The 22,948-nt window shown below is 32.8% G+C and carries 23 protein-coding genes; 15 read left to right on the top strand and 8 right to left on the bottom strand.

Translation table 11 applies throughout. The features are described from left to right. Nucleotides 1-2 precede the first annotated feature (2 nt). Together hisF and hisIE are read left to right on the top strand one after the other, a co-directional pair. A complete protein-coding gene (gene hisF / locus C1S72_RS00535) occupies nt 3-758 on the top strand; it encodes an imidazole glycerol phosphate synthase subunit HisF (RefSeq protein WP_104733733.1) in 756 nt (251 codons plus the stop codon). Further along, nucleotides 755-1,351: a bifunctional phosphoribosyl-AMP cyclohydrolase/phosphoribosyl-ATP diphosphatase HisIE gene (hisIE, locus tag C1S72_RS00540; RefSeq protein ID WP_104733734.1), complete on the top strand. Its 597-nt coding sequence runs from the start codon at nt 755-757 to the stop codon at nt 1,349-1,351. Before hisF ends, hisIE begins: the two co-directional genes overlap by 4 nt. 41 nt (nt 1,352-1,392) lie before the next feature. Here hisIE and C1S72_RS00545 read toward each other — a convergent pair whose 3' ends face one another. After that, nucleotides 1,393-1,824, bottom strand: a complete 432-nt coding sequence (locus C1S72_RS00545) for a hypothetical protein (RefSeq protein ID WP_104733735.1) — start codon at nt 1,822-1,824, stop codon at nt 1,393-1,395. Nucleotides 1,825-2,024: 200 nt separating this feature from the next. Between C1S72_RS00545 and C1S72_RS00550 the strand changes: the two genes are divergently transcribed. The 6 genes from C1S72_RS00550 (at nt 2,025) to C1S72_RS00575 (ending at nt 6,026) form a co-directional block, all read left to right on the top strand. Continuing rightward, nucleotides 2,025-2,708, top strand: coding sequence for a tRNA pseudouridine synthase A (locus tag C1S72_RS00550; RefSeq protein WP_394338512.1), 684 nt, complete (start codon nt 2,025-2,027; stop codon nt 2,706-2,708). A gap of 169 nt (nt 2,709-2,877) precedes the next feature. Continuing rightward, nucleotides 2,878-3,381: a Dps family protein gene (locus C1S72_RS00555; protein WP_104733737.1), complete on the top strand. Its 504-nt coding sequence runs from the start codon at nt 2,878-2,880 to the stop codon at nt 3,379-3,381. A gap of 42 nt (nt 3,382-3,423) precedes the next feature. Further along, on the top strand, nt 3,424-4,329 hold the full coding sequence (locus C1S72_RS00560; RefSeq protein ID WP_104733738.1) for a mechanosensitive ion channel family protein: 906 nt from the start codon (nt 3,424-3,426) through the stop codon (nt 4,327-4,329). Between the two features lie 98 nt (nt 4,330-4,427). Beyond that, a complete protein-coding gene (locus C1S72_RS00565) occupies nt 4,428-4,679 on the top strand; it encodes a hypothetical protein (protein WP_104733739.1) in 252 nt (83 codons plus the stop codon). Between the two features lie 37 nt (nt 4,680-4,716). Continuing rightward, a complete protein-coding gene (locus C1S72_RS00570) occupies nt 4,717-5,274 on the top strand; it encodes a hypothetical protein (protein ID WP_104733740.1) in 558 nt (185 codons plus the stop codon). 77 nt (nt 5,275-5,351) lie between these two features. Next, complete coding sequence (locus C1S72_RS00575) at nt 5,352-6,026, top strand: DUF2461 domain-containing protein (RefSeq protein WP_104733741.1); 675 nt, start codon at nt 5,352-5,354, stop codon at nt 6,024-6,026. Here C1S72_RS00575 and C1S72_RS00580 read toward each other — a convergent pair. After that, entirely contained in the window at nt 6,019-6,465 is a 447-nt protein-coding gene (locus C1S72_RS00580) for a GreA/GreB family elongation factor (protein ID WP_104733742.1), read from the bottom strand. The two genes, C1S72_RS00575 and C1S72_RS00580, sit on opposite strands and share 8 nt — an antisense overlap. Continuing rightward, the gene (locus tag C1S72_RS00585; protein ID WP_104733743.1) at nt 6,466-6,867 is read right to left on the bottom strand and encodes a glyoxalase; all 402 of its coding nucleotides are present in this window, start codon (nt 6,865-6,867) and stop codon (nt 6,466-6,468) included. A gap of 172 nt (nt 6,868-7,039) precedes the next feature. On the opposite strand from C1S72_RS00585, the gene C1S72_RS00590 reads away from it, so the two are divergent. Beyond that, nucleotides 7,040-7,936: a DUF72 domain-containing protein gene (locus tag C1S72_RS00590; RefSeq protein ID WP_104733744.1), complete on the top strand. Its 897-nt coding sequence runs from the start codon at nt 7,040-7,042 to the stop codon at nt 7,934-7,936. After that, nucleotides 7,933-8,322 carry an acyl-CoA thioesterase gene (locus C1S72_RS00595; protein WP_104733745.1) on the top strand — a complete coding sequence of 130 codons (390 nt, stop codon included), beginning with the start codon at nt 7,933-7,935 and terminating at the stop codon, nt 8,320-8,322. Before C1S72_RS00590 ends, C1S72_RS00595 begins: the two co-directional genes overlap by 4 nt. A 2-nt stretch (nt 8,323-8,324) precedes the next feature. On the opposite strand, the gene C1S72_RS00600 is transcribed toward C1S72_RS00595, so the two are convergent. Continuing rightward, a complete protein-coding gene (locus tag C1S72_RS00600; RefSeq protein WP_104733746.1) occupies nt 8,325-9,572 on the bottom strand; it encodes a mechanosensitive ion channel family protein in 1,248 nt (415 codons plus the stop codon). 3 nt (nt 9,573-9,575) lie between these two features. After that, the gene (locus tag C1S72_RS00605) at nt 9,576-9,851 is read right to left on the bottom strand and encodes a DUF3817 domain-containing protein (RefSeq protein ID WP_104733747.1); all 276 of its coding nucleotides are present in this window, start codon (nt 9,849-9,851) and stop codon (nt 9,576-9,578) included. 204 nt (nt 9,852-10,055) lie between these two features. On the opposite strand from C1S72_RS00605, the gene C1S72_RS00610 reads away from it, so the two are divergent. Further along, complete coding sequence (locus tag C1S72_RS00610) at nt 10,056-11,402, top strand: T9SS type A sorting domain-containing protein (protein WP_162919890.1); 1,347 nt, start codon at nt 10,056-10,058, stop codon at nt 11,400-11,402. Nucleotides 11,403-11,404: 2 nt separating this feature from the next. On the opposite strand, the gene C1S72_RS00615 is transcribed toward C1S72_RS00610, so the two are convergent. After that, nucleotides 11,405-13,588 (bottom strand): T9SS type A sorting domain-containing protein, encoded by a 2,184-nt coding sequence (locus C1S72_RS00615; RefSeq protein ID WP_104733749.1) that lies wholly within the window; start codon nt 13,586-13,588, stop codon nt 11,405-11,407. Nucleotides 13,589-13,707: 119 nt separating this feature from the next. On the opposite strand from C1S72_RS00615, the gene C1S72_RS00620 reads away from it, so the two are divergent. Continuing rightward, nucleotides 13,708-16,548, top strand: a complete 2,841-nt coding sequence (locus C1S72_RS00620) for a M16 family metallopeptidase (protein WP_104733750.1) — start codon at nt 13,708-13,710, stop codon at nt 16,546-16,548. A gap of 82 nt (nt 16,549-16,630) precedes the next feature. Then, nucleotides 16,631-17,857 carry a class I SAM-dependent rRNA methyltransferase gene (locus C1S72_RS00625; RefSeq protein ID WP_104733751.1) on the top strand — a complete coding sequence of 409 codons (1,227 nt, stop codon included), beginning with the start codon at nt 16,631-16,633 and terminating at the stop codon, nt 17,855-17,857. A gap of 151 nt (nt 17,858-18,008) precedes the next feature. On the opposite strand, the gene rlmF is transcribed toward C1S72_RS00625, so the two are convergent. Continuing rightward, nucleotides 18,009-18,905, bottom strand: a complete 897-nt coding sequence (gene rlmF, locus C1S72_RS00630) for a 23S rRNA (adenine(1618)-N(6))-methyltransferase RlmF (RefSeq protein ID WP_317045751.1) — start codon at nt 18,903-18,905, stop codon at nt 18,009-18,011. A 49-nt stretch (nt 18,906-18,954) separates the two neighbouring features. Between rlmF and C1S72_RS00635 the strand changes: the two genes are divergently transcribed. After that, nucleotides 18,955-20,073 (top strand): DEAD/DEAH box helicase, encoded by a 1,119-nt coding sequence (locus C1S72_RS00635; RefSeq protein WP_104733752.1) that lies wholly within the window; start codon nt 18,955-18,957, stop codon nt 20,071-20,073. An 89-nt stretch (nt 20,074-20,162) separates the two neighbouring features. After that, nucleotides 20,163-20,621 carry a cold-shock protein gene (locus C1S72_RS00640; RefSeq protein WP_104733753.1) on the top strand — a complete coding sequence of 153 codons (459 nt, stop codon included), beginning with the start codon at nt 20,163-20,165 and terminating at the stop codon, nt 20,619-20,621. Here C1S72_RS00640 and C1S72_RS00645 read toward each other — a convergent pair. Next, nucleotides 20,618-22,906, bottom strand: a complete 2,289-nt coding sequence (locus C1S72_RS00645; RefSeq protein WP_104733754.1) for a type IA DNA topoisomerase — start codon at nt 22,904-22,906, stop codon at nt 20,618-20,620. The two genes, C1S72_RS00640 and C1S72_RS00645, sit on opposite strands and share 4 nt — an antisense overlap. Between the last annotated feature and the right edge of the window lie 42 nt (nt 22,907-22,948).

Raw genomic sequence — 22,948 nt, forward strand, 5'->3', positions numbered from 1 at the left:
CAATGCTAGCAAAACGAATTATACCGTGTTTAGATGTCAAAAACGGAAGGACAGTAAAAGGAATCAACTTTATTGATTTAAGAGATGCTGGCGATCCTGTTGAATTAGCCAAACAGTATGCAGAACTGGGTGCCGATGAATTGGTGTTTTTAGATATATCTGCTACTATCGAAGGTCGCAAAACCATGCGAAATATGGTTTTGAGAGTAGCTGAGCAAATCAATATACCTTTTACGGTTGGTGGTGGAATATCTTCTGTTGAAGATGTTGCCATACTATTGAAATCGGGTGCAGATAAGGTTTCTGTGAACTCGTCGGCTGTCAAAAATCCTCATTTAATAAATGAATTATCTAATAAGTTTGGAAGTCAATGTATTGTGGTAGCCATTGACGCTAAAAAAGTAAACAATGAGTGGGTTGTTCATTTAGCTGGAGGCACAGTTCCAACAAAATTAAACCTGTTTGAATGGGCAAAAGAAGTAGAGCAAAGAGGTGCTGGAGAAATCCTATTTACATCTATGAATCATGATGGCACTAAATCCGGATTTGCTAATGATGCCTTGTCTAAATTATCGCAATTGGTTAATATCCCAATAATTGCTTCAGGAGGTGCAGGAACAAAACAACATTTTGTTGAAACATTTAAAGATGGGAATGCAGATGCTGCCTTGGCGGCTAGTGTGTTTCATTTTGGCGAAATAGATATTATAGATTTAAAAAAAGAATTGAAAAAGAATAAAATAGCAGTTAGACTATGAATATAAATTTTAATAAAAATAATGACGGACTTGTTCCGGCAATTGTTCAAGATAATATAACCAACAAGGTTCTCATGCTTGGCTACATGAATGAAGAAGCTGTAGAAAAAACAATGGATTCAAAATTAGTAACTTTTTTTAGCAGAAGTAAACAACGCTTGTGGACTAAAGGTGAAGAAAGTGGTAATCTGTTAAATCTAGTCAGCATAAAAACAGATTGTGATAGCGATACCTTATTGATAAAAGTAAAACCAGAAGGACCAACGTGTCATAAAGGAAGTGATACCTGTTGGAATGAAGACAACAATTCAAATTATGGCTTTTTTACAGAATTAGAAACAATAATAGAAAACAGAAAGAATAATGCTTCTGAAAAATCTTCATATGTAGCATCCTTATTTGCTGCCGGAATTAATAAAATCGCACAAAAAGTAGGAGAGGAGGCTGTAGAAACAGTAATTGAGGCTAAAGATAGAAACGATGACTTATTTTTAAATGAAAGTGCCGATTTACTATTTCACTATTTAATTCTACTTCAGGCAAAAGGTTTTAAGCTGTCCGATGTGGAAAATGTATTAAAAAAAAGGCACTAGTTTTTAAATCTAGTGCCTTTTTAATTGTTTATATGAAAGATTTATGAAATCCAACCTTTGGCCGCTGATGTTCTTGAAAACCACACTAGTAGAGCACAAACAACAATAATCATTATTGGCATAATCGTACCAGAAAACTGATCCATTAAAGATGGACCATCTGAAGTAAACCACCATATTTGTTGAATTGTCGCTGTTAAAAATGATAAAATTAATACTGAAGTAGCGAGTTTTTTACGTAACAAAAGCAATAAACATCCTAAAGCTCCAGCAAAAACAGCAATTGCAAATAAGGCAGTGACCCAAGCAGGTCTGGCATCTAGAAGTGCTATTTGTTCAGTTGTCAATTGAGACATAACAGCCTCTGTTCTGTAGGCTTGTTGGATATAGGCATTTACACCCATTAAATTCCATAAAAGAGCAACGATACTAACAATCCAAAACCAGATTGCGGGTTTGTTTGATTCAGTCATTTTAGAAGTATTTAGTTAGTTAATATATTACAATGTATAAAAAATTTGCCATATTCTTAAAATGCTGTAATTTCGACCAGTTTTTAAATTCATACTACTTGTTCGAGCAAAAACGCTATTATTATCTGATAAAGTGCCAGTATTTAGGGTATCGATTTCATGGTTGGCAAAAACAACCTAATCTTAAAACACTTCACTTAATGATAGATCGTACCTTTAATTATATTTTAGAGGGCAAAAGTTTTAAAACGCTTACTTCTGGCAGAACAGATGCTATGGTTTCGGCCAATGAGGCTGCCTTCGAATTGTTTTTATATCATGAAATAGACAATCTAGATGATTTTTTAGAGCTTTTCAATTTTAACCTACCTCAAGATATTCGTGCTTTGAGTATTGTTCAAGTAACTAAAGATTTTAATATTATTCAGGACTCTAAAATCAAGGAGTACTTATATGTTTTCGCATTTGGTAATAAATTTCATCCTTTTTGCGCACCTATTATGACAACTATTCTTGACGAGTTGGATATTGAAAAAATGAAAGTAGCGGCAAAGCTTTTTGAGGGTGAGCACTATTTAAAATCATATTGTTATAAAGCTACTGATAACGGTATCTATAACAGAGAGATAATCGTCTGTGAGATTGTTGAAAACAATCTTTTTACTGCCAATTTTTTTCCAAAGCAATCTTTTGTTTTACGTGTTAAAGGTAAAGGGTTTATGCGCAATCAAATACGGTTGATGATGGGCACACTTATTCAAGTAGGTAAAGGTGAATTGGATCTTCAGGATGTGGCAGAAAGCTTAAAACCAAACCATAATATTCCTATAAATTTTATTGCGCCAGCTTCTGGTTTAATACTCAATAAAGTGGAGTTTTTATAACAAAAACAGTAGTGTTTCCTGTTAAATTGATTAACAGTTGGATATTTTCTTTAACATAATTTAAGTTAAATAAATCTAAATATCGTTAAAGGCTGTTAAACCACTTGACATTCTTCATTTAGCTCCTAGTTTATAAGTGTAATTATTTATAAACCAAAAAAACAAAAACATGAGTTATTTAAATATGAAAGACGAAAAATTAGTACCTGTAGTAGTAGAGTTAAATACACTACTAGCAGACTATCATATCTATTATCAAAAGTTAAGAAGTAATCACTGGAATATATTAGGACAAAACTTCTTTGACTTACACAATAAATTTGAAGAGATGTATAATGATGCCAAAGTCAAAATTGACGAAATAGCAGAACGTATTCTTACCTTAAGATTTCACCCTATGAGCACATTTAAAGATTATTTTAAAGCATCAGCTATTACGGAAAAAGATGATTTAAAAACCGATGTTGATATGGTTAAAGAGACTTTAAATGATCATAAAATTTTACTCAAGCAAATGAGTGCAGTTATTGAAAAAGCTGAAGCCGTTTCAGATGAAGGTACTATAGATTTAATTGGTGCTTACATTAGAGAGTTAGAAAAAACAAGCTGGATGTTAAACGCTTGGACAAAAGATACTAAAGACTCCTTAAACAAAACACCAGTAGAAGCCTAAACCAAATTGTAAAAGAATAATTAACCACTTAAAAACGAAATAATGAAAGAGCAATTAGCAGAAGCATTTAACAATTTAGTACTTAAATTAGAAGGTTGGTTTAATACCATCATTGAATATTTACCAAACTTTGTTTTAGCTATCATTGTCTTGGTTACGGCTTATTTTATTGCCAAATATGTCAACAAATTGACAAAACGATTGGTAGATAAGAGAGTTGAAGAAGAATCTGTAAGTAGTATGATTTCTAGAATAACGGCTGTTATTGTAGTACTTGCAGGATTATTTCTAGCCCTCGGAATTATGAATCTAAATAAAGCACTTACATCATTATTAGCTGGTGCAGGTGTGGCAGGTTTAGCAATAGGTTTGGCGCTTCAAGGTACACTTTCCAATACAATCTCTGGAATCATCTTATCATTTAGAAAAAAGATTCAAATAGGAAATTGGGTTGAAACCAATGGTTATTCTGGAGAAGTTATGGACATTAATATGAAGGATTTCACCTTAAAAGAAGCGGATAATAATATAGTTGTCATTCCAAATAAAATGATTTTAGAAAACCCATTAAAAAACTATTCATTAACAACCAGAATGCGTGTGTTTTTAGAATGTGGCGTAGGTTATGAATCTGATTTGGAAAAAGTAGAATCTCTAACCAAAGAAGTTATTGCTAAATCTTTTGATCAAGTAGAAAGCCCAGATGATGTTGAGTTTTATTACACTGAATTTGGTGACAGCTCCATTAACTACTTATGCCGTTTTTGGATTGATGCCGAGAGTATGCTCGAAAAGCTACGTGCCAAAACACGAGCAATTATTGAAATTAAAAAAGCATATGATAAAGAAGGTATTAATATTCCATTCCCAATTAGAACTCTTGAGTTTAACAATAAGTTAGCGTTTGAAAATCCAGCAAAATTTCAAGAGCAATTCTCTGACAATTAATCTATTGAGTCAGTAATCAAACGAATACAGCAAACAATATCATTCAAATGACATTAAGTTTGTAATAACAAATTGGATAACCATAATAAAAGATAAACATGAAAAAAATAATAGTAGCATTTGCTTTTCTTTTTACATTATCTACTGTATTTACAGGATGTAGAGATGAAAAAAAAGCAGATGAGCAAGTAGAAGAAACTATGGATAGTGTTGGTGAAGACATCGAAGAATCAGCAGAAACTGTTGAGGAAGCAGTCGAAGAAACTGCTGAAGATGTTGAAGAAGCCGCTGAAGAAGCTGCAGAAGATGTTGAGGACGCAGTTGATGATGCTACCGACGATAACCAATAGTATTTAAAAGAATTATTAACCTTTAAAATTTAAAACAATGAAAAATTTAATTTATATCAGTATATTTTTAATTTCAGCTAATTTCTATGCACAAGATAAGCCTAGAAGCATGTCTGAAACAACAGAAGTAAAAACTGTAAAAGTCAATAACGGTGAAGAAGTTGTTGAAAACAAAATCAAAGTAACTACCAGAGAGGAAAAGAAAGTTAAGCTCGATAAAGCTGATGCTGATAAAGTAAACCAAGCCAGAGTGATGAACAGTGATAAAATGGTTACCAAAACCATTGAAATTGATAATGATAATGATCCGTTTTATGATTCTGAAATTGAATTGGTTTCCTACATTCAAAATGGTAAAGAATACAATTTTGTGAAAAATGCAAATGGATTTACCGTAACTAAAAAGAACGCTAAAGGTGAATATGCCAATGCCATGAGATCAACTCTTGACGGCAGATATTATATCTTTAACAATAAGGAATATTCCGGAATTGGTTATTTTGATGGTGATGGAAGTTTTGTAGTTGAATATTATGACAATGATTCAAATTCATTGTTGACTACCAAATTTATGTCAATTAAAACACCTAAATAATTAGCAATTTATCACAAAAAAAAGTCTCAATTTTATTGAGGCTTTTTTTTATAACTTTATCTAAATTAAAATGGTATATGAAAACAATATCAAAACAAACTTTAGATTTTCTTAAAGAACTGGAAAAAAACAATAATCGTGATTGGTTTAATGACAACAAAAAAGAATTCAAAGCAATAGAGGCAGAAGTCAAGGCTTTTTACAAAGAGTTGTTCAATGCATTAAGTATTCATGATGATGTTGATGGATTTAAAATGTTTCGTATTTATCGTGATGTGCGTTTTTCAAAAAACAAACAGCCTTACAAAACACATTTTGGAGGCTCGTTCAATAGAAGGAAACCAGAACTTCGAGGTGGCTATTACTTACATATCCAGCCAAATAATGAATCGTTTATAGCTACAGGATTTTGGGAGCCGAATAAAGATGATTTACTACGACTGCGTAAAGAATTTGAAATGGATGCTTCAGAAATGCGAGCAATTCTTTCTAATAAGACCTTTGCAAACGTTTGGGGCGAATTAGTTGGAGATGAACTTAAATCGGCACCAAGAGATTTTGACAAAAACCACCCAGATATTGATTTAATTAGGAAAAAACAATTCATTTTTACAAAAAAATACAAGGATACTGAAGTATTATCTGCTAGCTTTTTGGAAGATGTGAATAATTCTTTTCAAACAGTTAGACCGTTTTTTGACTACATGAGCGATGTACTTACTACCAATCTAAATGGAGAATCTATTATTTAATATCAATTATGGTTTGTGAATCACCGTTAAATTCAATGGTATCGCCTACAACTTTACTTTTCAATAATTGACCTATAGGAGATAGCAGAGAAATGCCAAAATAGGTATTGCCTTCAATTTCAATGGCACCAATGCTTGTTGCTATAAAGAATGTTTTAGAATTTGTTTTCACAATACTTCCCAAAACCGCATGTGAATGAGATGCCTTGGAATTTATTAATTTTAATGTGTCCAGCATTTTGTTTGCTTCGCTCAAGTAGTTGGCATTTTTTTCTAAATCATTAAAAAGTTTGCCGTTACCTGAATCGTCATCATCATCACTACTTTTATCATTGTTTTCTATAGACTCCTTAATGGTTTCTATTTCATCTCTATAACTTGCTATGCGTTTATTTGCATGATTATAGCAAACTGCCAATAATTGTTCTTTGAGTGTCATTTATGCAACCAATGAATGGAAAGCCTGAATATTACTTATTAATCGTTCCTTAACAATATTCATCATCCTTTTGTTTAATGCTGAAGAATTGGTAACGTAAAATTGGTATTCTTCAACTGTAAACTGTCCAATGACCATTCCTTTTAATGAATTTCTAAATTTCATATCCTTATGTATGGCATTCTCAACATAGTCAATTTGTTTTTGGACAGACAAGTCATAAAAAACATTTTTATGCTTTGTTACATAATTTTTGAAAACTTCAATAAACAAATCATTTTGAAGCTTAATAATTGGTCGTAAGGTTTCGTTTTGAAAACGCTCATCAGGACTCATAGAATCAAAAAATAATGCCGAAGCAATTTCTGGACGGCATTTTAATAGGTTTGCAGATCGGTTCATGGTATAAGTTTTAATAAAAATATAAATTCAAATAGCTTAATAACGCCATGTGGAATTAGAATATTAACAGCGTTATCAACAATAAATTTTACAAATTCAAAAATCAAGCTTAATTATTTGAAGTATTTCATAGAATGACAAGTAACAACTATCTTTGATTAAAACCTGAAAAATGAAGTTTGGAAGCGTCGATAATCCAGGAGATATAGATTTTACCCTTAAACCTGATCATAATGATACGGCAAGTGTGCTCAATAAGGTTAAGGATGATAATGTTCCTGATATATACGTAGGCTGTGCCAAATGGAATAGAGCCGACTTGAAGGGATTTTATCCGCGTGGAACCAAAGATGAACTAGCGTACTATTCAAATCAATTTAATGCTATTGAGCTAAATGCAACGTTTTATCGCATATTTCCGGCTGAACAATTTGCTACGTGGTATAAAAAAACGCCTGATGGTTTTAAATTTTTCCCAAAACTCAATCAAGAAATTAGTCACTGGAAACGTTTGAATGATGTACATGCTGTTGTAGAAAATTATCTATATAATGCTTCAAACCTCAAAGAAAAATTAGGTACTATCTTTCTTCAGATGCATAATAATTTTGCGCCAAAAGATTTTGACAGGGTTGTGAATTTTGTGGAAAACTGGCCTAAAGAAGTTGCTTTAGCCATAGAGTTCAGACATACAGATTGGTATAATGATGAAGTGGTTTCAAATCAATTGTATGACTTATTGGAAACCAATAATATTTCAAACGTAATTGTTGATACTTCAGGAAGACGTGATTTAATGCACATGCGTTTAACTAATGCAACAACATTTGTTCGCTTTGTAGGAACCAATCATTCTAGTGATTATACCAGATTGGATGATTGGGTTTTCAGACTGAAAGAGTGGCAAGAACAGGGAATCAAAGAAATTGATTTCTTCATACATCAAAATATTGAAAAGGCTTCACCATTACTCGCGACTCATTTCATTAAAAAATTAAATACTGAATTAAGACATAAATTGAAAATACCTGATAATAAAATTCACAACAAACATTGTTATAGCTTATGAGATTTCACACTAGAAAATGGGTAAAACCAGAAGACCTAAACCCTAACGGCACACTGTTTGGCGGTAGATTGCTAGCTTGGATAGATGAAGAAGCCGCATTGTACACCTTAATTCAATTAGAAAACAAGCATATTGTTACCAAATTTGTATCCGAAATAAACTTTATGAGTTCAGCAAAGCAAGGCGATATAGTTGAGTTGGGTATGGAAGTGGTAAATTTTGGAAAATCTTCAATTACATTGCGTTGTGAAGCCAGAAATAAAATGACTCGTGAAACTATATTGACCATTGATAGAATCATCATGGTAAATTTAGGTGAAGATGGTAAGCCAAAACCTCATGGAAAAACTAAAGTAGAATTTGTGAAAGATAGACTAGAAAACTAATTTTAGTTTTCAGGTGAATCAATTGTAGTTGATAGTTCAAAAACTTCTAAATCAAAATATGGTACAGCAGATAAAGCATGATCAAAAATATCTGACATTATGTACTCGTAATTTTCCCAACGTTTATCACTACTAAAAGCGTAAATTTCCAAGGGTAGGCCATGAGCAGTTGGAGCAAGCTGTCTGACCATTATAAACATATCTTTATTTATTGCTGAATGATTTTCTACATAGCTTTGAAGATATTTTCTAAAAACGCCAATGTTGGTCAGATTTCTACCATTTATTAGAGTCGATTTATCAATTTCATTAGATTCATTAAAATTATTAATGTCCTTTTGTCTGTGATCTAAATAATCTTTTATTAAATGTATTTTTTTAAGGTTCTCTATTTTTTCATTAGTCAGGTAATGAACACTTTTTGCTTTAAGTATAATGGCACGTTTTATGCGTCTACCGCCAGATGACTGCATACCACGCCAATTTTTAAAGGAGTCAGTTATGAGCGCAAATGTTGGGATATGAGTAATAGTCATATCAAAATTCTGAACCTGAACGGTTGATAAATTAATTTCAATAACATCACCATCTGCACCATACTTTTCCATTGTAATCCAGTCGCCAATTCTAACACTATCATTTACAGCCACTTGAATACTTGCCACAAAACCCAAAATAGTGTCTTTAAATATCAATAATAGTATGGCCGAAGCTGCGCCTAACGTAGTAAAAAACTTAATAAAAGATAAATTAATTAATACTGCAAGACAGGAAGCAATAGCGATAATCCATACAAACAACATGACTACTTGAATGTAGCTATCAATAGGTTTATCCCTTAAGCGTGGAAGGGTTTTAAAATAGGATTCAAAAGTTTTTAAAATACTTCTTATAATCCAAACCGTAAGAATAATACCGTACACTTTTAGGATCATTACGATATAACTTTCAAAATGCGGAAAGTCATAAAAAACAAAAGGGAACAGTTTGATGGTTAAAATTAAAGGAACAATATGAGCTATATTTCTAGGAGCTTTGTGATTAACCAATAAATCATCAAAATGTGTCTTGGATTGTTCAGAAAACTTACTAAAAGCATTTATTAATAGTTTTCTAGTAACAAAATCAGTTATAAAAATTATAACAAATAAAGCCACAAGCAGCACAAGCATATTCAAATATTTGGCTGTATCTGGGCTTACATCTACTGAAACTAAATAATCATAAAACAAACATTGAATGTCTTTCATAGTCTATTGTTTCAAGAATTTTTTGTCAACATAAAAAGTACCAAATGGAATAATTGAAGCTAATAAAACAGTACGCATGGTTTTATTGTTCCATTTTAGATTAGAGCCAACAATTACGGCCAAAATGATATACATAATAAATAAGATGCCATGTGGCATACCCAGTAATTTAACATATTTAGGCTCATTTAAAAAATATTTGACTGGAGTAGCTATAAATAATAGAAGAATGTATGATACGCCTTCTAAAAGGGCAATAACTCTAAAAAATGGAAGCATTTGTTATTCTTTAATTTGATTGCTGCAAAAGTACAATTCAATATATTATTATTTAACATTTTAACAAATAACTATTATAAAAAACAAATTCAATTTTTGTTGAATTAAGTCGCTCAACGATAAAAAGTTACGCATAACGAATATTATCTTTATGAAAACTATTTAATAATACTTTTAATGCTCTATATACATTAAATTATAGTCTTGGCCTCAATAATACCTATTATAAAACCTAACCTATTAACTACCTTTAGTGTAGCTATTTTGCTGTGTTTTAATGTTGTGGCACAAACTACACCCATTCCAGATGTGAGTTTTGAGCAAGCGCTTATTGATTATAATATTGACACGAATGGTCTAAATGGTAATATTCTCAATACTGATGCAGAAAGTGTTATTACATTAAATATTTTTAGTAAAAACATTACTGATTTATCAGGAATTGAAGCCTTTGTAAACCTGAAATACTTATACAGTTATTATAATAATATTGCAAATTTGGATTTGCAATATAATCTAGAGTTAGAAGTTTTAGATATTGAAAATAATAGCCTTACAGATTTAAATGTTTCTCAAAACCTGAATCTCAAGGAACTTTATGTAAGTAACAATCAATTAGACGTTCTTGATGTTTCGAATAATTTAGATTTAGTGGTATTATCTTGTAACCTTAATAATATTTGTGAATTAGATGTTACCAATAATATAGATTTAGCTGTATTATGGTGCTATTCAAATATTCTAACTGATCTTAATTTGGAAGAAAACATCCTTTTGGAGTCTTTGTTTTGTGGTGACAATGATTTGGATTCACTTGATATTTCAAATAACACTTTACTTGAAACTATTTCCTGTGGTCAAAACAACATAACCAGCTTTACAGTTGACAATTGTTTAGACTTGACATATTTGGATGTAAGCGGAAACATGCTTAATGAATTAGATATTACCTCCAATACATCAATGCGTCGTTTACTTTGTAACAATAATAGTATTCAGGAACTAGATCTTTCTCACGCTCCAGAATTATTATTGTTTTATGCTAGTTTTAATAATTTAAGAGATATTGACTTAACGAATAACAATGAATTAAAATATGTAAGGCTAGCGTCTAATGAACTGGAAAGTATTGATTTTAGAAACGGGAACAACAGTGATATTTCAGATTTTAATACCTTAAATAATCCAGCTTTAACTTGTATTTATGTTGATGATAGTAGTGCCAGTTTCCTATCTGATTGGGATATTGACAGTTCATCAAATTTTGTCACGGACGAAAGTGCTTGCAATGCTTTATCTGTTACTGATACTTTAGAAGAGATAATGACCTTTGAAATATACCCGAATCCTGTTGTTGATTATTTGAATATTAAAACCATAGAGTCAAAATCAAAACTTGTAGTTTACGACACTAATGGCAAAACATTACTAAATAAAGAATTAATTACTGGATTAAATAGTATTGATTTGTCTAATTACAGTTCCGGGATGTATTTATTTAAGATTTCTTCAGTTAATCAGACCATTTCCAAAAAAATTATAATTCAATAATTTTAGCGTTTTACTATTTTTCTAATAGCTACAGTATCGTCTTTAGAATCAATTAGTCTTAAAATATAAATACCATCTTGTAAATGTCCTAAATCCAATTGGCTAACGTTATTATTAGAACTACTTTTATAGACAAGCTTTCCATCTAGGCTATGAATTTGATAGGTTGTTTCTTCGTTTAATTCATGCTTTATATGTAATTCACTTTCAAAAGGAATAGGATAAACGGCAATATTGTTTTGTGCCTCTAAAGATTCAACACTTAAAGTACCAGAAAAAAATTGAGAGGCCAAAGTAAAAGCTTCAATGCCAATTTCTTCACCAATAATACGGCCGCGAATATCATCAATAGGAGGGTGAATACCACCCCAAATGCGTGATAAACTGCATTGATCAGAAGCATCTCTGTATGTTGCCCATTGTAAAGTTAAGGATTCAGAAGGACCTTCTTCAAAAACTAAAAACTCATTCTGTGGTGCTTCAAAAGTTCCCATACCACCTGGAAAATAAGCATCACCTGTCAATAAAGTCAAAACTTCAGCACCAGCTCTAGAAAATGTTGAATGCCCTGATACATATCCTGCAAAAGGAGGCGTTACAAATGTTGGTCTTTGATATGGCCACCAATGTGTTCCTAAAATCCAATCGACGTGAGCAACATCAGTATCTGGGTCAGCAATAAAATCTGGTCCTTTCCAAGCAAAAATCTTTATCTGCCCTACATTCTCATCACCAGAACCTGCAAGCGGGTCACCAGATTCTATAAGTTCTATTCTATCTGGCACCAATGGTAAGCCATGAGGATCATAATTGGGTAATGATTCATCAGTGCTCTGACCTTTTCCTGCCATATAGCGAATAGCTGATATAGGTCTAATGTAATCATAGTATCCCTTAACACCCCAAGTGGACACAGCACAATCATGCATAGCGCCACCTAAAGTCAAGTAACATTTCACATCCCATTCTAAATCACTTAAAACAGGACCTTGACCATTGAATTTTTTTTCAATTAAAGGATGATCACTCACGTAATTCATAATAGTAAACCAATGCCCAGGAGGTGTTTCAGAGTCAGGTCCGTCTGCCCAAAATTCTGCAAGTACACGAGCATAATCTCCTCTTTTAACCATTTGAGGCGCATATGGTGCATTGGTATAGGGATTTAGATTATGGCCTGCACCTGGGTCACCACCTTCCATATAATCATAAAAAGCACGATATTCCTCAAAAGTTTGTGGGAAATTATTAATATCTACATTTCCAATACCGTTTGGAGAAATATTAATCATGGTTGTGTCATCTGGGTCTAAATGTGAAGACCAAGAAGCAACAAGCGAAAAGTACCATTTGTAAGGATCGTCAAAACCATCCTCACTTGAATTTTGAATAAATGGAGGGGTACCCGGATTATGATATATATAACTATCAAAACCATTATTTAAAATTTCTAAATCTTCCGGTGATAAGCTAAAGGGAACGACCTCTCCCCATTCTGGGCTAACAAAATCTGGCGTGTTTAAAGGATAGACATTTCCGCTTTGGTCAATAAATACGTCAAAGGCTAGTGGTTGCCATCTGTCAGGATCAATTTCAGTAATATCCTCATAGAGTTCCAAAACCAAAGGTGGGTTTTGAGGGGAATAAAATAAGTTGTTATAGCCACTTTCTTCGTGGGCACCATCTTGAAGTCCAAAAGCAATAATTTCACTGGCTAAATAATTTCCTAAAGCGGCATATGAACCAGAACTATAATCGGTTGAAGCGAATGTGTCATCATAGCCATAGGATGCAAAATGATCACTAAAAGCTGCAAGCGATTCTGCAGAACCTGGGGAGTCCTGAAATCTATGATTCAACAATCTAAACATGGCATAACTCATAACTTCGTGTCTTGCAGATGCCACATCGCTTGGTGAATCAATACCGTTAAAATCACAGATATATCCGCCAAAATTTTTGCCTAGAAAAATGGTTTCAGCTTGTGAATCAAATACAGCCCAAGAATCATACATAACCATCGATGTATGAAATAAATTTCGAGCATGGACGGTTGGCCTGGCAAAATCATTTCTAATAGCATCTAACAATTGTTCATTCCATTCTCTAGCTACTGATTGTTGAGCTTGCGTTTGGAAACTCAAAATCATTAAGAAAAAACCTATAATTTGGGTAATTTTTCGCATATTTTAACTTTGTCTAAATGTATAAAAAAATGTTAATTATACTATATTTTTAGGTGTTCTATCGATAAAAGTTTGACATTTATAGATTAAGTTAAATTTTCAATCAAACATATTAAACCATGCGTATTTTAAAATTAAGTCTCTTAGCCGTTTTTTTAATTGTTGTTTCCTGTAAAGAGGACAATAAATTAGCACACGCAGAAGACGCTGAAAACGAATTTACTATAGACTATGAAAAATTCACTTTAGATAATGGACTGGAAGTTATTATGCATCAGGACAAAAGTGATCCTATTGTGGCGGTTGCTACGATTATGCATGTAGGTTCTAATCGTGAAAAACCAGGAAAAACAGGTTTTGCGCACTTCTTTGAACATATGAGTTTTAACGATTCTGAAAATGTTCCCGTTGGTGCCAACAGAAAAATGATTCCGGAATGGGGAGGAAGCCGCAATGGTGGTACTTCTAATGACTATACGGTATATTATGAAGTCGTGCCTAAAGATGCTTTTGAAAAAATCATGTGGATTGATTCTGATCGTTTCGGATACATGATTAATACAGTTACAGAAGCTGCATTAGAACGCGAAAAGCAAGTTGTAAAAAACGAAAAACGCCAACGTGTTGATAATGCACCATATGGCTATACCGACGAAATTATTCGTTCAAATTTATATCCAGAAGGGCATCCATATAATTGGACGGTTATCGGATCTTTGCCGGATTTACAGGCTGCTACTATTGATGATGTCAAAGAGTTTTATAATAAATATTATGGTGCAGCCAATGCAACTCTGGTTGTTGCTGGTGATATAGATTTTGATGAAACTAAAAAACAAGTCGAAAAATGGTTTGGTGAAATTCCTAGTGGACCAGAGGTTGAAAAACAAGACCCAATGCCGGTGACTTTAGAAGAAACGAAATCACTATACTTTGAAGATAACTTTGCCAAGCTACCTGAATTACGAATGGTTTTCCCTACGGTTGAGGAATATCATAAAGATTCATATGCTCTACAAATATTGGGTCAATTATTAAGTGGTAGTAAAAAATCACCTTTATATCAAACGGTTGTAGAAGAACAAAAATTAGCACCAAATATTGGAACCTATCAATACAGTAGCGAGTTAGCTGGTGAATTTATTTTCCGTGTTAGAGCAAATGCAGGTATAGATTTAGATTCTGTAAAGGCTGCTATTAATAATGGATTTGAAAAATTTGAAAAAGAGGGCGTCAATGATCGTGACCTCAAACGCATTAAAGCAGAATTGGAGACCAACCTCTACCAAGGAATTAGTACAGTTTTAAATAAAGCATTTCAACTAGGTCAAGATAATGAGTTTGGTGGTGATCCAAGCTATATCACAAAAACCGCTAAACTTACCAATGCTGTAACTGCAGGAGATGTGATGCGTGTTTATAACCAATATATTAAAGATAAGAACTTTGTGATGACTAGTGTTGTTCCAAAAGGACAATTAGATTTAGCTGTTGAAGGTTCAAACCAAGCAACCGTTTGGATTGAAGAAGTTAAGCAAAATGTAGCCAATGAAGAAGTCAGCCAAGGTGAGGAAGCAGAATATGAAAAAACGCCAAGTAAGTACGATAGAAGCGAACCACCTTTTGGTGACTTACCAAAATTCAAAATGCCAGAAATCTGGACTGCTGAATTAGACAATGGTATGAATTTATATGGTATAGAAAATAATGAAATACCATTGGTACAATTCGATATTACCATTCCTGGAGGTCATTTGTTAGACCCAGAAGGTAAAGCTGGAGTCGCTAGTCTTTTGAGCGATTTAATGATGGAAGGTACAGCTACTAAAACACCTGCTGAATTAGAGGAAGCAATAGGTTTATTGGGTGCTAGTATTGGAATGTATAGCGCCAATGAAGATTTTCATATTACAGGGTCTTGTTTAACTAAAAACTTTGAAGAAACCATTGCGTTAGTTAAAGAAATTATTTTAGAACCACGTTGGGACGAAAAGGAGTTCACAAGATTGAAACAAGCTTTAGAAACTGGATTGAAAGGTCGTGAAGCCAATCCTAATGCAATAGCTGGTTTAGCCTATAATAAGTTATTATATGGTGATAGTCATCCGTTTGCGGTTCCAGGAAGTGGTACATTAAACACGGCAAAGAACATTTCTATGGATGATTTAAAAGCGTACTATAATAATTTAGTACCATCAAATGCATCTTTTCATATTGCAGGAGCTATCACATCTGACAAAACAAAAACTGTTTTAGCAACTTTAAACGATTGGACAGGCACTGCTCCAGAAATCAGCGATTACGCCATTTCTGGAAACGACAAAAAAGATTTGCTGTTCTTTATAGATGTTCCAGATTCTAAGCAATCGGTATTATATATTGGTAAATTGGCATTATCTGCTAAAAACCCAGAAGCCAATAATTTGGATTTTGCCAATGAAATTATAGGAGGTGGTTCAAGTGGTCGCTTGTTTCAGACCTTGCGAATTCAAAAAGGATATACCTATGGTGCATATTCAGGAGTTGGAAATAGTTTAGAAATTGCACCTTATACAGTTCGTTCTAGTGTTCGTGCTAATGCCACTTTAAAATCTTTAGAAATAATTGAAGAGATGCTAGCAACTTACGCGGAAAGTTTTGGCGAAGAAGAAGTAGAGTTAACCAAAAACAAGTTATTAAAAGCCAATACCAGAGCCTACGAAAGTTTAGGAGCCAAGTTGGCCATTTTACGAAATATCAGTAAATATGGTTATGCCTTGAACTATATTGAAAAAGACCAAGAGGAATTGATCGCTATGACAGTTGACGATTATAAAAACATTATCAATAAATATTTAGTTGAAGATGATATGATATATGTAGTGGTTGGTGATAAAGCTACTCAATGGGACGAAGTTCAAAGACTAGGTAAAACAGTTATTGAATTGGATATTTTTGGAAATCCTATAGTTTCAGAATAATTAATTTTAAATAATATAAAATGCACAGTAGGCTATTGTTTGCTGTGCATTTTCTATTTTTGATCTTATTAAAAACAGACTCTTGAATCAATTAAGAAGTATTCCGGAATATAAGAATAATATATCACGACTCGCTATTAAACTCAATAGCAATGGTGAACGTAGCGTACTACAAGGCCATCCGTGGGTTTTTGAAAATAGTATTGTTAAGCAAAACAAGGAAGGAGAATCTGGTGATATTTGTATTGTTTTCAGAAAACGTGATGATTCTGTTATTGGTATTGGTTTGTATGATGCCGATTCACCAATACGAATAAAAATGTTGCATCATGGTGGTTCTCAAAAAATTGATGCTGTTTTTTTTAGTACTTCAATTGAAAAAGCTTTTAAGAAACGTCAATCCCTTTTAAAAACAAATACCAATAGTTATCGTCTTATTTTTGGTGAAAATGATGGCTTTCCTGGACTTATAGCTGATGTTTATGCTGAAGTATTAGTAGTCAAACTCTATTCTGAAATTTGGTTTCCGTATTTAAGAACGATTATTGATAGCTTAATAACGATTTCAAAAGTAGAGACAGTAGTGTTACGATTGAGTAGAAATCTTCAACAATCGAATTCAGATTTTTTTGATGGTCAAGTCATTTATGGCGAACTGAAAAACGATGTTGTTGAGTTTGTTGAACATGGCATTCACTTTTCGGCTAATGTCATTAAAGGTCATAAAACAGGCTATTTTTTAGACCATCGTGATAATCGCAGACGTGTTGGTGAATTAAGCAAAGGAAAAACTGTTCTAGATGTCTTTTCGTATGCAGGTGGGTTTTCAATTCATGCTTTAGCTAATCAAGCTAAAGAAGTTACGAGTTTGGATATTAGTAAACAGGCTTTAGAAATTGCTGTTACAAACGGTAAACTAAATAACTATTCTGGAAAACATAAAACCATTGTTGGAGATGCTTTTCATGAAATGACAAAACTTATTGATTCCGGAAAAACCTATGATGTAGTAGTGATTGATCCACCAAGTTTTGCCAAGCAACAATCTGAAATTCAACTGGCCAAAAAGAAATATACACAGCTTGCTAGACTAGGAGAGAAGCTCACTGCAAAAAAAGGATTATTGGTTTTAGCATCATGTTCATCACGTATTTTAGCCGATTCGTTTTTTGATATTAATCAACAAGTATTAAAAGCTTCAAAACGGTCATTTAAAGTTGTTTTAAAAACACAACACGATACTGACCATCCAATTGGTTTTCCAGAAGGGGCTTATTTAAAATGTGGTTATTATGAATTTCTTCAGTAGAACAATTAAAAAACTATAAATCGTCGGTTAGAGTGATTTTGAGGCACGAAAAATTGTATCGAGAACTTATTTAGATTTTATAAAACCTTATTCTCGATACAAATTTACTGCTATAAAATCAGTAAATTCACTCGAATTGACACAAGTTTAATTAGTCATTAAATCGCCAAGCCAAAATTCGGGATTGTTTTTGACCTTGAGCCATATTTATAATCTGATGTTCAGTCTTTAATTTGTCAAGTTGCTTTTGAAGTTTTGGTAAATGAGAACCTTTGGCAACTAGTGCTGTAAACCATCCTACTTGCGTTCTAAATTGCACACTCTCTTTTATCATACGTTTGATAAAAAGGGCTTCACCACCATTACACCATAACTCATGGGCTTGTCCACCAAAATTTAATTCTGAAGCCGTATTACCTTTTAAATTTTTCCACTTACGTTTTGTGGCTTTTAAAGCTTCAGATTCAGAACTATGAAACGGCGGGTTGCACATGGTAAAATGATAGTATTCATTGGGTTTTATGATATTTGTAAAAAGAAAAGCCGGATTTTCTTGATGACGGAGTTCAATCTTATCTAATAAGCTTTTTGTTAGACTTACGTTATGGCTTGCTATGTTTACAGCTTCAAGATTGATATCCGTACCAACCATTTTCCAATCATAAATTTGAGAGGCTAGAATAGGATAAATACAGTTTGCTCCAACACCAACGTCTAAACCCATTATAGTTGCGTTTTCAACATTTAATAAATCATGTAAATGATGAATATAATCGGCACGTCCAGGTATAGGTGGACACAAATAGCCTTTGGGAAGTTGATAATCCGTTAGATTATAGTCTAAAATCAGAATAGCTTTGTTAAGTTCATAAACTGCCTGAGAATCAGCGAAATCAATCGTTTGATTATTATAGTCGTTACTAAAAACATAAGGTTTTAAAGCAGGATTTGCTTTAGATAAAGCCAAGAAATTATAAGGCTCATGATGTTTATTGTTTTTATGCATGCTAATTTCACCAGTATAAAGCAAATATAATTGAAATACCATAGAGCAATGCTTAATAATAACTATACCTTTGCATTTCAATTTTTAGATTATGAGTTCATTCGCAGATTTAGGTGTTAGAAAAGAGTTTGTTAAAGCATTAAAAGAGCTTAATATTAAAACACCAACAGAAATACAAAAGGAAACAATTCCAGTTTTATTAGAAAATGAAACCGACTTTATTGGTTTGGCTCAAACTGGTACTGGAAAAACAGCTGCTTATGGTTTACCAGTATTGCATCAAATTAATCCTGATAATTCAGAAATACAAGCGTTGATTTTGGCACCAACAAGAGAGTTAGTTCAGCAGATACAAAAGCAGTTATTTAAATTCACGAAATATTGTGATTCAAAAATATTTGCTGAAGGTGTTTATGGTGGTGAGAAAATAGACAAACAAATAAAAAGGCTCCAACGTACAACACACATTGTTGTGGCAACACCTGGCAGATTGCTAGATTTTATTGAACGTGGCGAAATTGATATAAAAAACATTAAAACTTTGGTGCTAGATGAAGCCGATGAGATGTTAAGCATGGGCTTCAAACAAGATTTAAATAAAATATTAAAATACACAACTGGTAAACGGTTTACTTGGTTGTTTTCGGCGACAATGCCTGAAGAAATTCAGCGTATTGTAAAAACCTATATGTCACCAAAAGCTGTTAAAATTGAAGTCAATAAAAATAGTTTGGTGAATGCCAATATTACACATCAATTTATAACAACAAGCTTAAAAGAAAAGAAGAATGTATTAACGGGATTGTTGGATCATTTTAATGAGCAACGTGGCATTATTTTTTGTAGAACCAAAGCAGGTGCCAAGAACTTGACTCAAATATTGCGTGATGAAGGTTTTGCAGTAGATGTTTTAGAAGGTGATATGCAACAAAAAGAACGCGACAAAGTTATGCGAGCCTTTAAAAACGAATCGTTAAAAGTATTGGTTTCTACAGATGTTTCTGCTCGAGGTATCGATGTCAATAATCTAGCTTTTGTAATCCACCATCAATTGCCAGAACAATTAGAATATTACACACATAGAAGTGGACGTACCGCCAGAGCTGGTAAAACGGGGCGGTCTATTGCATTAATTTTACCTAATGAGCTACAACGTGTTCATGAAATTCAAAAAGCATTAGGTATCCAGTTTAAAGAATTATCGGTTTAAATTTTTATAGGACTAATTATTCTCGTATTTTGAACAAATGATAGAAACACTTAAGTTTCGTCAATAAATAAAAACAACTTATACAATAAATGGCTAAATCACAGCAGACTTTTAACAAAAATGAAAGAGAAAAAAAACGTTTAAAAAAGCGTGAAGATAAACGTAAAAAAATGGAAGCTAGAAAGCTTGAAAAAGAAACTGGAGAAAGTGATGGTATTCAATTTGCTTATGTTGACTATAATGGTAATTTAACTGATACACCACCAGATCCTTCAATGAAAGTAAAAGTTGATGCCGAAAGTATAGAAGTTAGTATCCCTAAACGTGATGATAGCGACATTGAAGAAGTAGATCCAGTTAGAAAAGGGAAAGTTTCATTTTTTGATAATTCAAAAGGTTTTGGATTTATCATTGATTCTGAAAATTCAGAAAAATATTTTTGTCACGTAAGTGGTTTGATAGATGAAATTGCCGAAAACGATAAGGTGTCTTTTGAACTTGAGAAAGGCATGAAGGGTTTGAACGCTGTTAAAGTAACACTAATCTAGTTTGTAGTTATAATTTTATAAACCAACTCTTTAGTAAGTTTTTTACCAGTTGTCTTTTTTTTGATAGCATCAAAAGAAAAAATAAAATCACAACCAGATTTATATTCAGAGCAGCCATAGGCTGTTTTTCCTTTAAGTACAGTCCCAGATTTACATTTTGGACATACTATTTTATCAGGAATTGACGGTTTATTATGTTTAGGTTCTAATTTTAAATTGAAATTATCATCAAACCTTAATAAACCTTCTGTCGTTCCGGAATCAGTTTTAAATCCCTTTAAATTAACAGTAGAGCCTTTATCTAATAACCTAATAAATTGTTTTTCTGATATGCGCTTGTCTTTATATTTAAAGGGAAGTAAAAACTTGCAGCCATCTTTATATGATGAACAACCGTAAGCTGATTTTCCTTTTAAAATCTTTCCTTGATTACATTTTGGACAAGTACGATTAACTAATTTCTTGGAAGTTTTTTTTGCTGATTTGGATACTGTTTTATTTGTCTTGTTATTCATATGGGTAATATTTGCACGTATGGTTTCACTACGCACTTCATAAACCAAATCATCAACCATTTGCTTCATGTTTTTAATAAAATCATTGGCACTAAAGGTTCCTTTTTCAATATCCTTTAATTGCTTTTCCCAAGTGCCCGTTAATTCAGCAGATTTTAAAAGATCATTTTGAATAGTATCAATCAGCTGAATACCTGTTACTGTTGGTAATATTTGTTTTTTATTACGCTTTATGTATTTTCTTCTAAAGAGCGTTTCAATAATGTTGGCTCGTGTAGATGGTCTACCAATTCCATTCTCTTTCATTAAATCGCGTAACTCGTCATCATCAACTTGTTTTCCCGCAGTTTCCATAGCACGTAGGAGTGAGGCTTCAGTAAATTGATTGGGAGGTTTGGTTTGTTTTTCCAAAAAAGAGGGTTCATGAGGTCCTTTTTCTCCTTTGCTAAAAGCAGGTAGCAATTCGGTTTCTTTTTTAGGCGAATTTTCAGATTCAAAAACAATGCGCCAACCTTTTTTTAGGATTTCTTTACCAGTTGTTTTAAAATTAACGTCAGCCGCTTTTCCTATTACTGTTGTATTTGCTACAGTACAGTCTTCATAAAACACTGCGATAAATCGTTTAACTATGATATCATAAACCTGTAGCTGATTATATTGCAAACTGGTTTGCATACCAGTTGGAATAATAGCATGATGATCGGTAACTTTTTTATCATTAAAAACTTTTGATGATTTTTTTATCTTTTTCCCTAGCAGTGGCTGTGTGAGCTCTTTGTAATCTGTAAGTTTCTGTAATATTCCAGATACTTTTGGGTAAACATCATTAGGAAGAAAAGTCGTGTCAACTCTAGGATAGGTAACGACTTTCATCTCATATAAACGTTGAACAATTTTTAAAGTTTCATCAGCTGAAAAACCAAACTTCGTATTGCAATAGACTTGTAATCCTGTTAAGTCGAATAATTTTGGAGCGTATTCCTTACCTTTCTTTTTGGTTATTGATAAGATTTCAAAATCATCATCTTTGACTTTGCTAGCTAAAACTTCACCATCTTCCATGTTTGTAAAACGTCCTTCTTCATAGGAAAATAGCGTATCACGATATAAGGTTTGTAATTCCCAATAGGGTTGTGGCTTAAAATTTTCAATTTCTTTAAACCGATTTACAACCATAGCTAACGTAGGTGTTTGTACACGGCCAATAGATAAAACTTGCTTGTAGCCACCATGTTTTAGGGTGTACAAACGTGTTGCGTTCATACCCAAAAGCCAATCGCCAATAGCACGTGAAAATCCAGCATAGTACAAGTTGTTGTAGTCTTCAGAAGGCTTAAGGTTGTCAAAACCTTCTTTTATAGCTTCAGTTGTTAACGACGAAATCCAAAGTCGTTGAACTTTGCCTTTATAATTAGCTTTGTTTAACACCCAACGCTGAATGAGTTCACCTTCTTGACCTGCATCACCACAGTTTATGACTACATCAGCTTTTTCGAATAGTGATTTTACAATATTAAATTGCTTTTTAATACCAGAGTCACCTGTAACTTTCGTTTCAAATTTTTCGGGTAACATGGGTAAGTTATTTAAATCCCAGCGTTTCCAATGTGGTTTATAATCATTAGGTTCTTTAAGCGTACATAAATGACCAAACGTGTAAGTTACGGCATAGCCATTGCCTTCAAAATAACCATCACGTTTGGTTTTAGCTCCCAAAACTGTGGCAATTTCTCTAGCGACACTAGGCTTTTCTGCAATACAAACTTTCATTAAAAAGATTCAAATCTGAATGCTGCAAAATACTAGTTTTTA

The organism is Hanstruepera ponticola (assembly GCF_002940745.1).
GTDB classification, from domain to species: Bacteria; Bacteroidota; Bacteroidia; order Flavobacteriales; family Flavobacteriaceae; genus Hanstruepera; species Hanstruepera ponticola.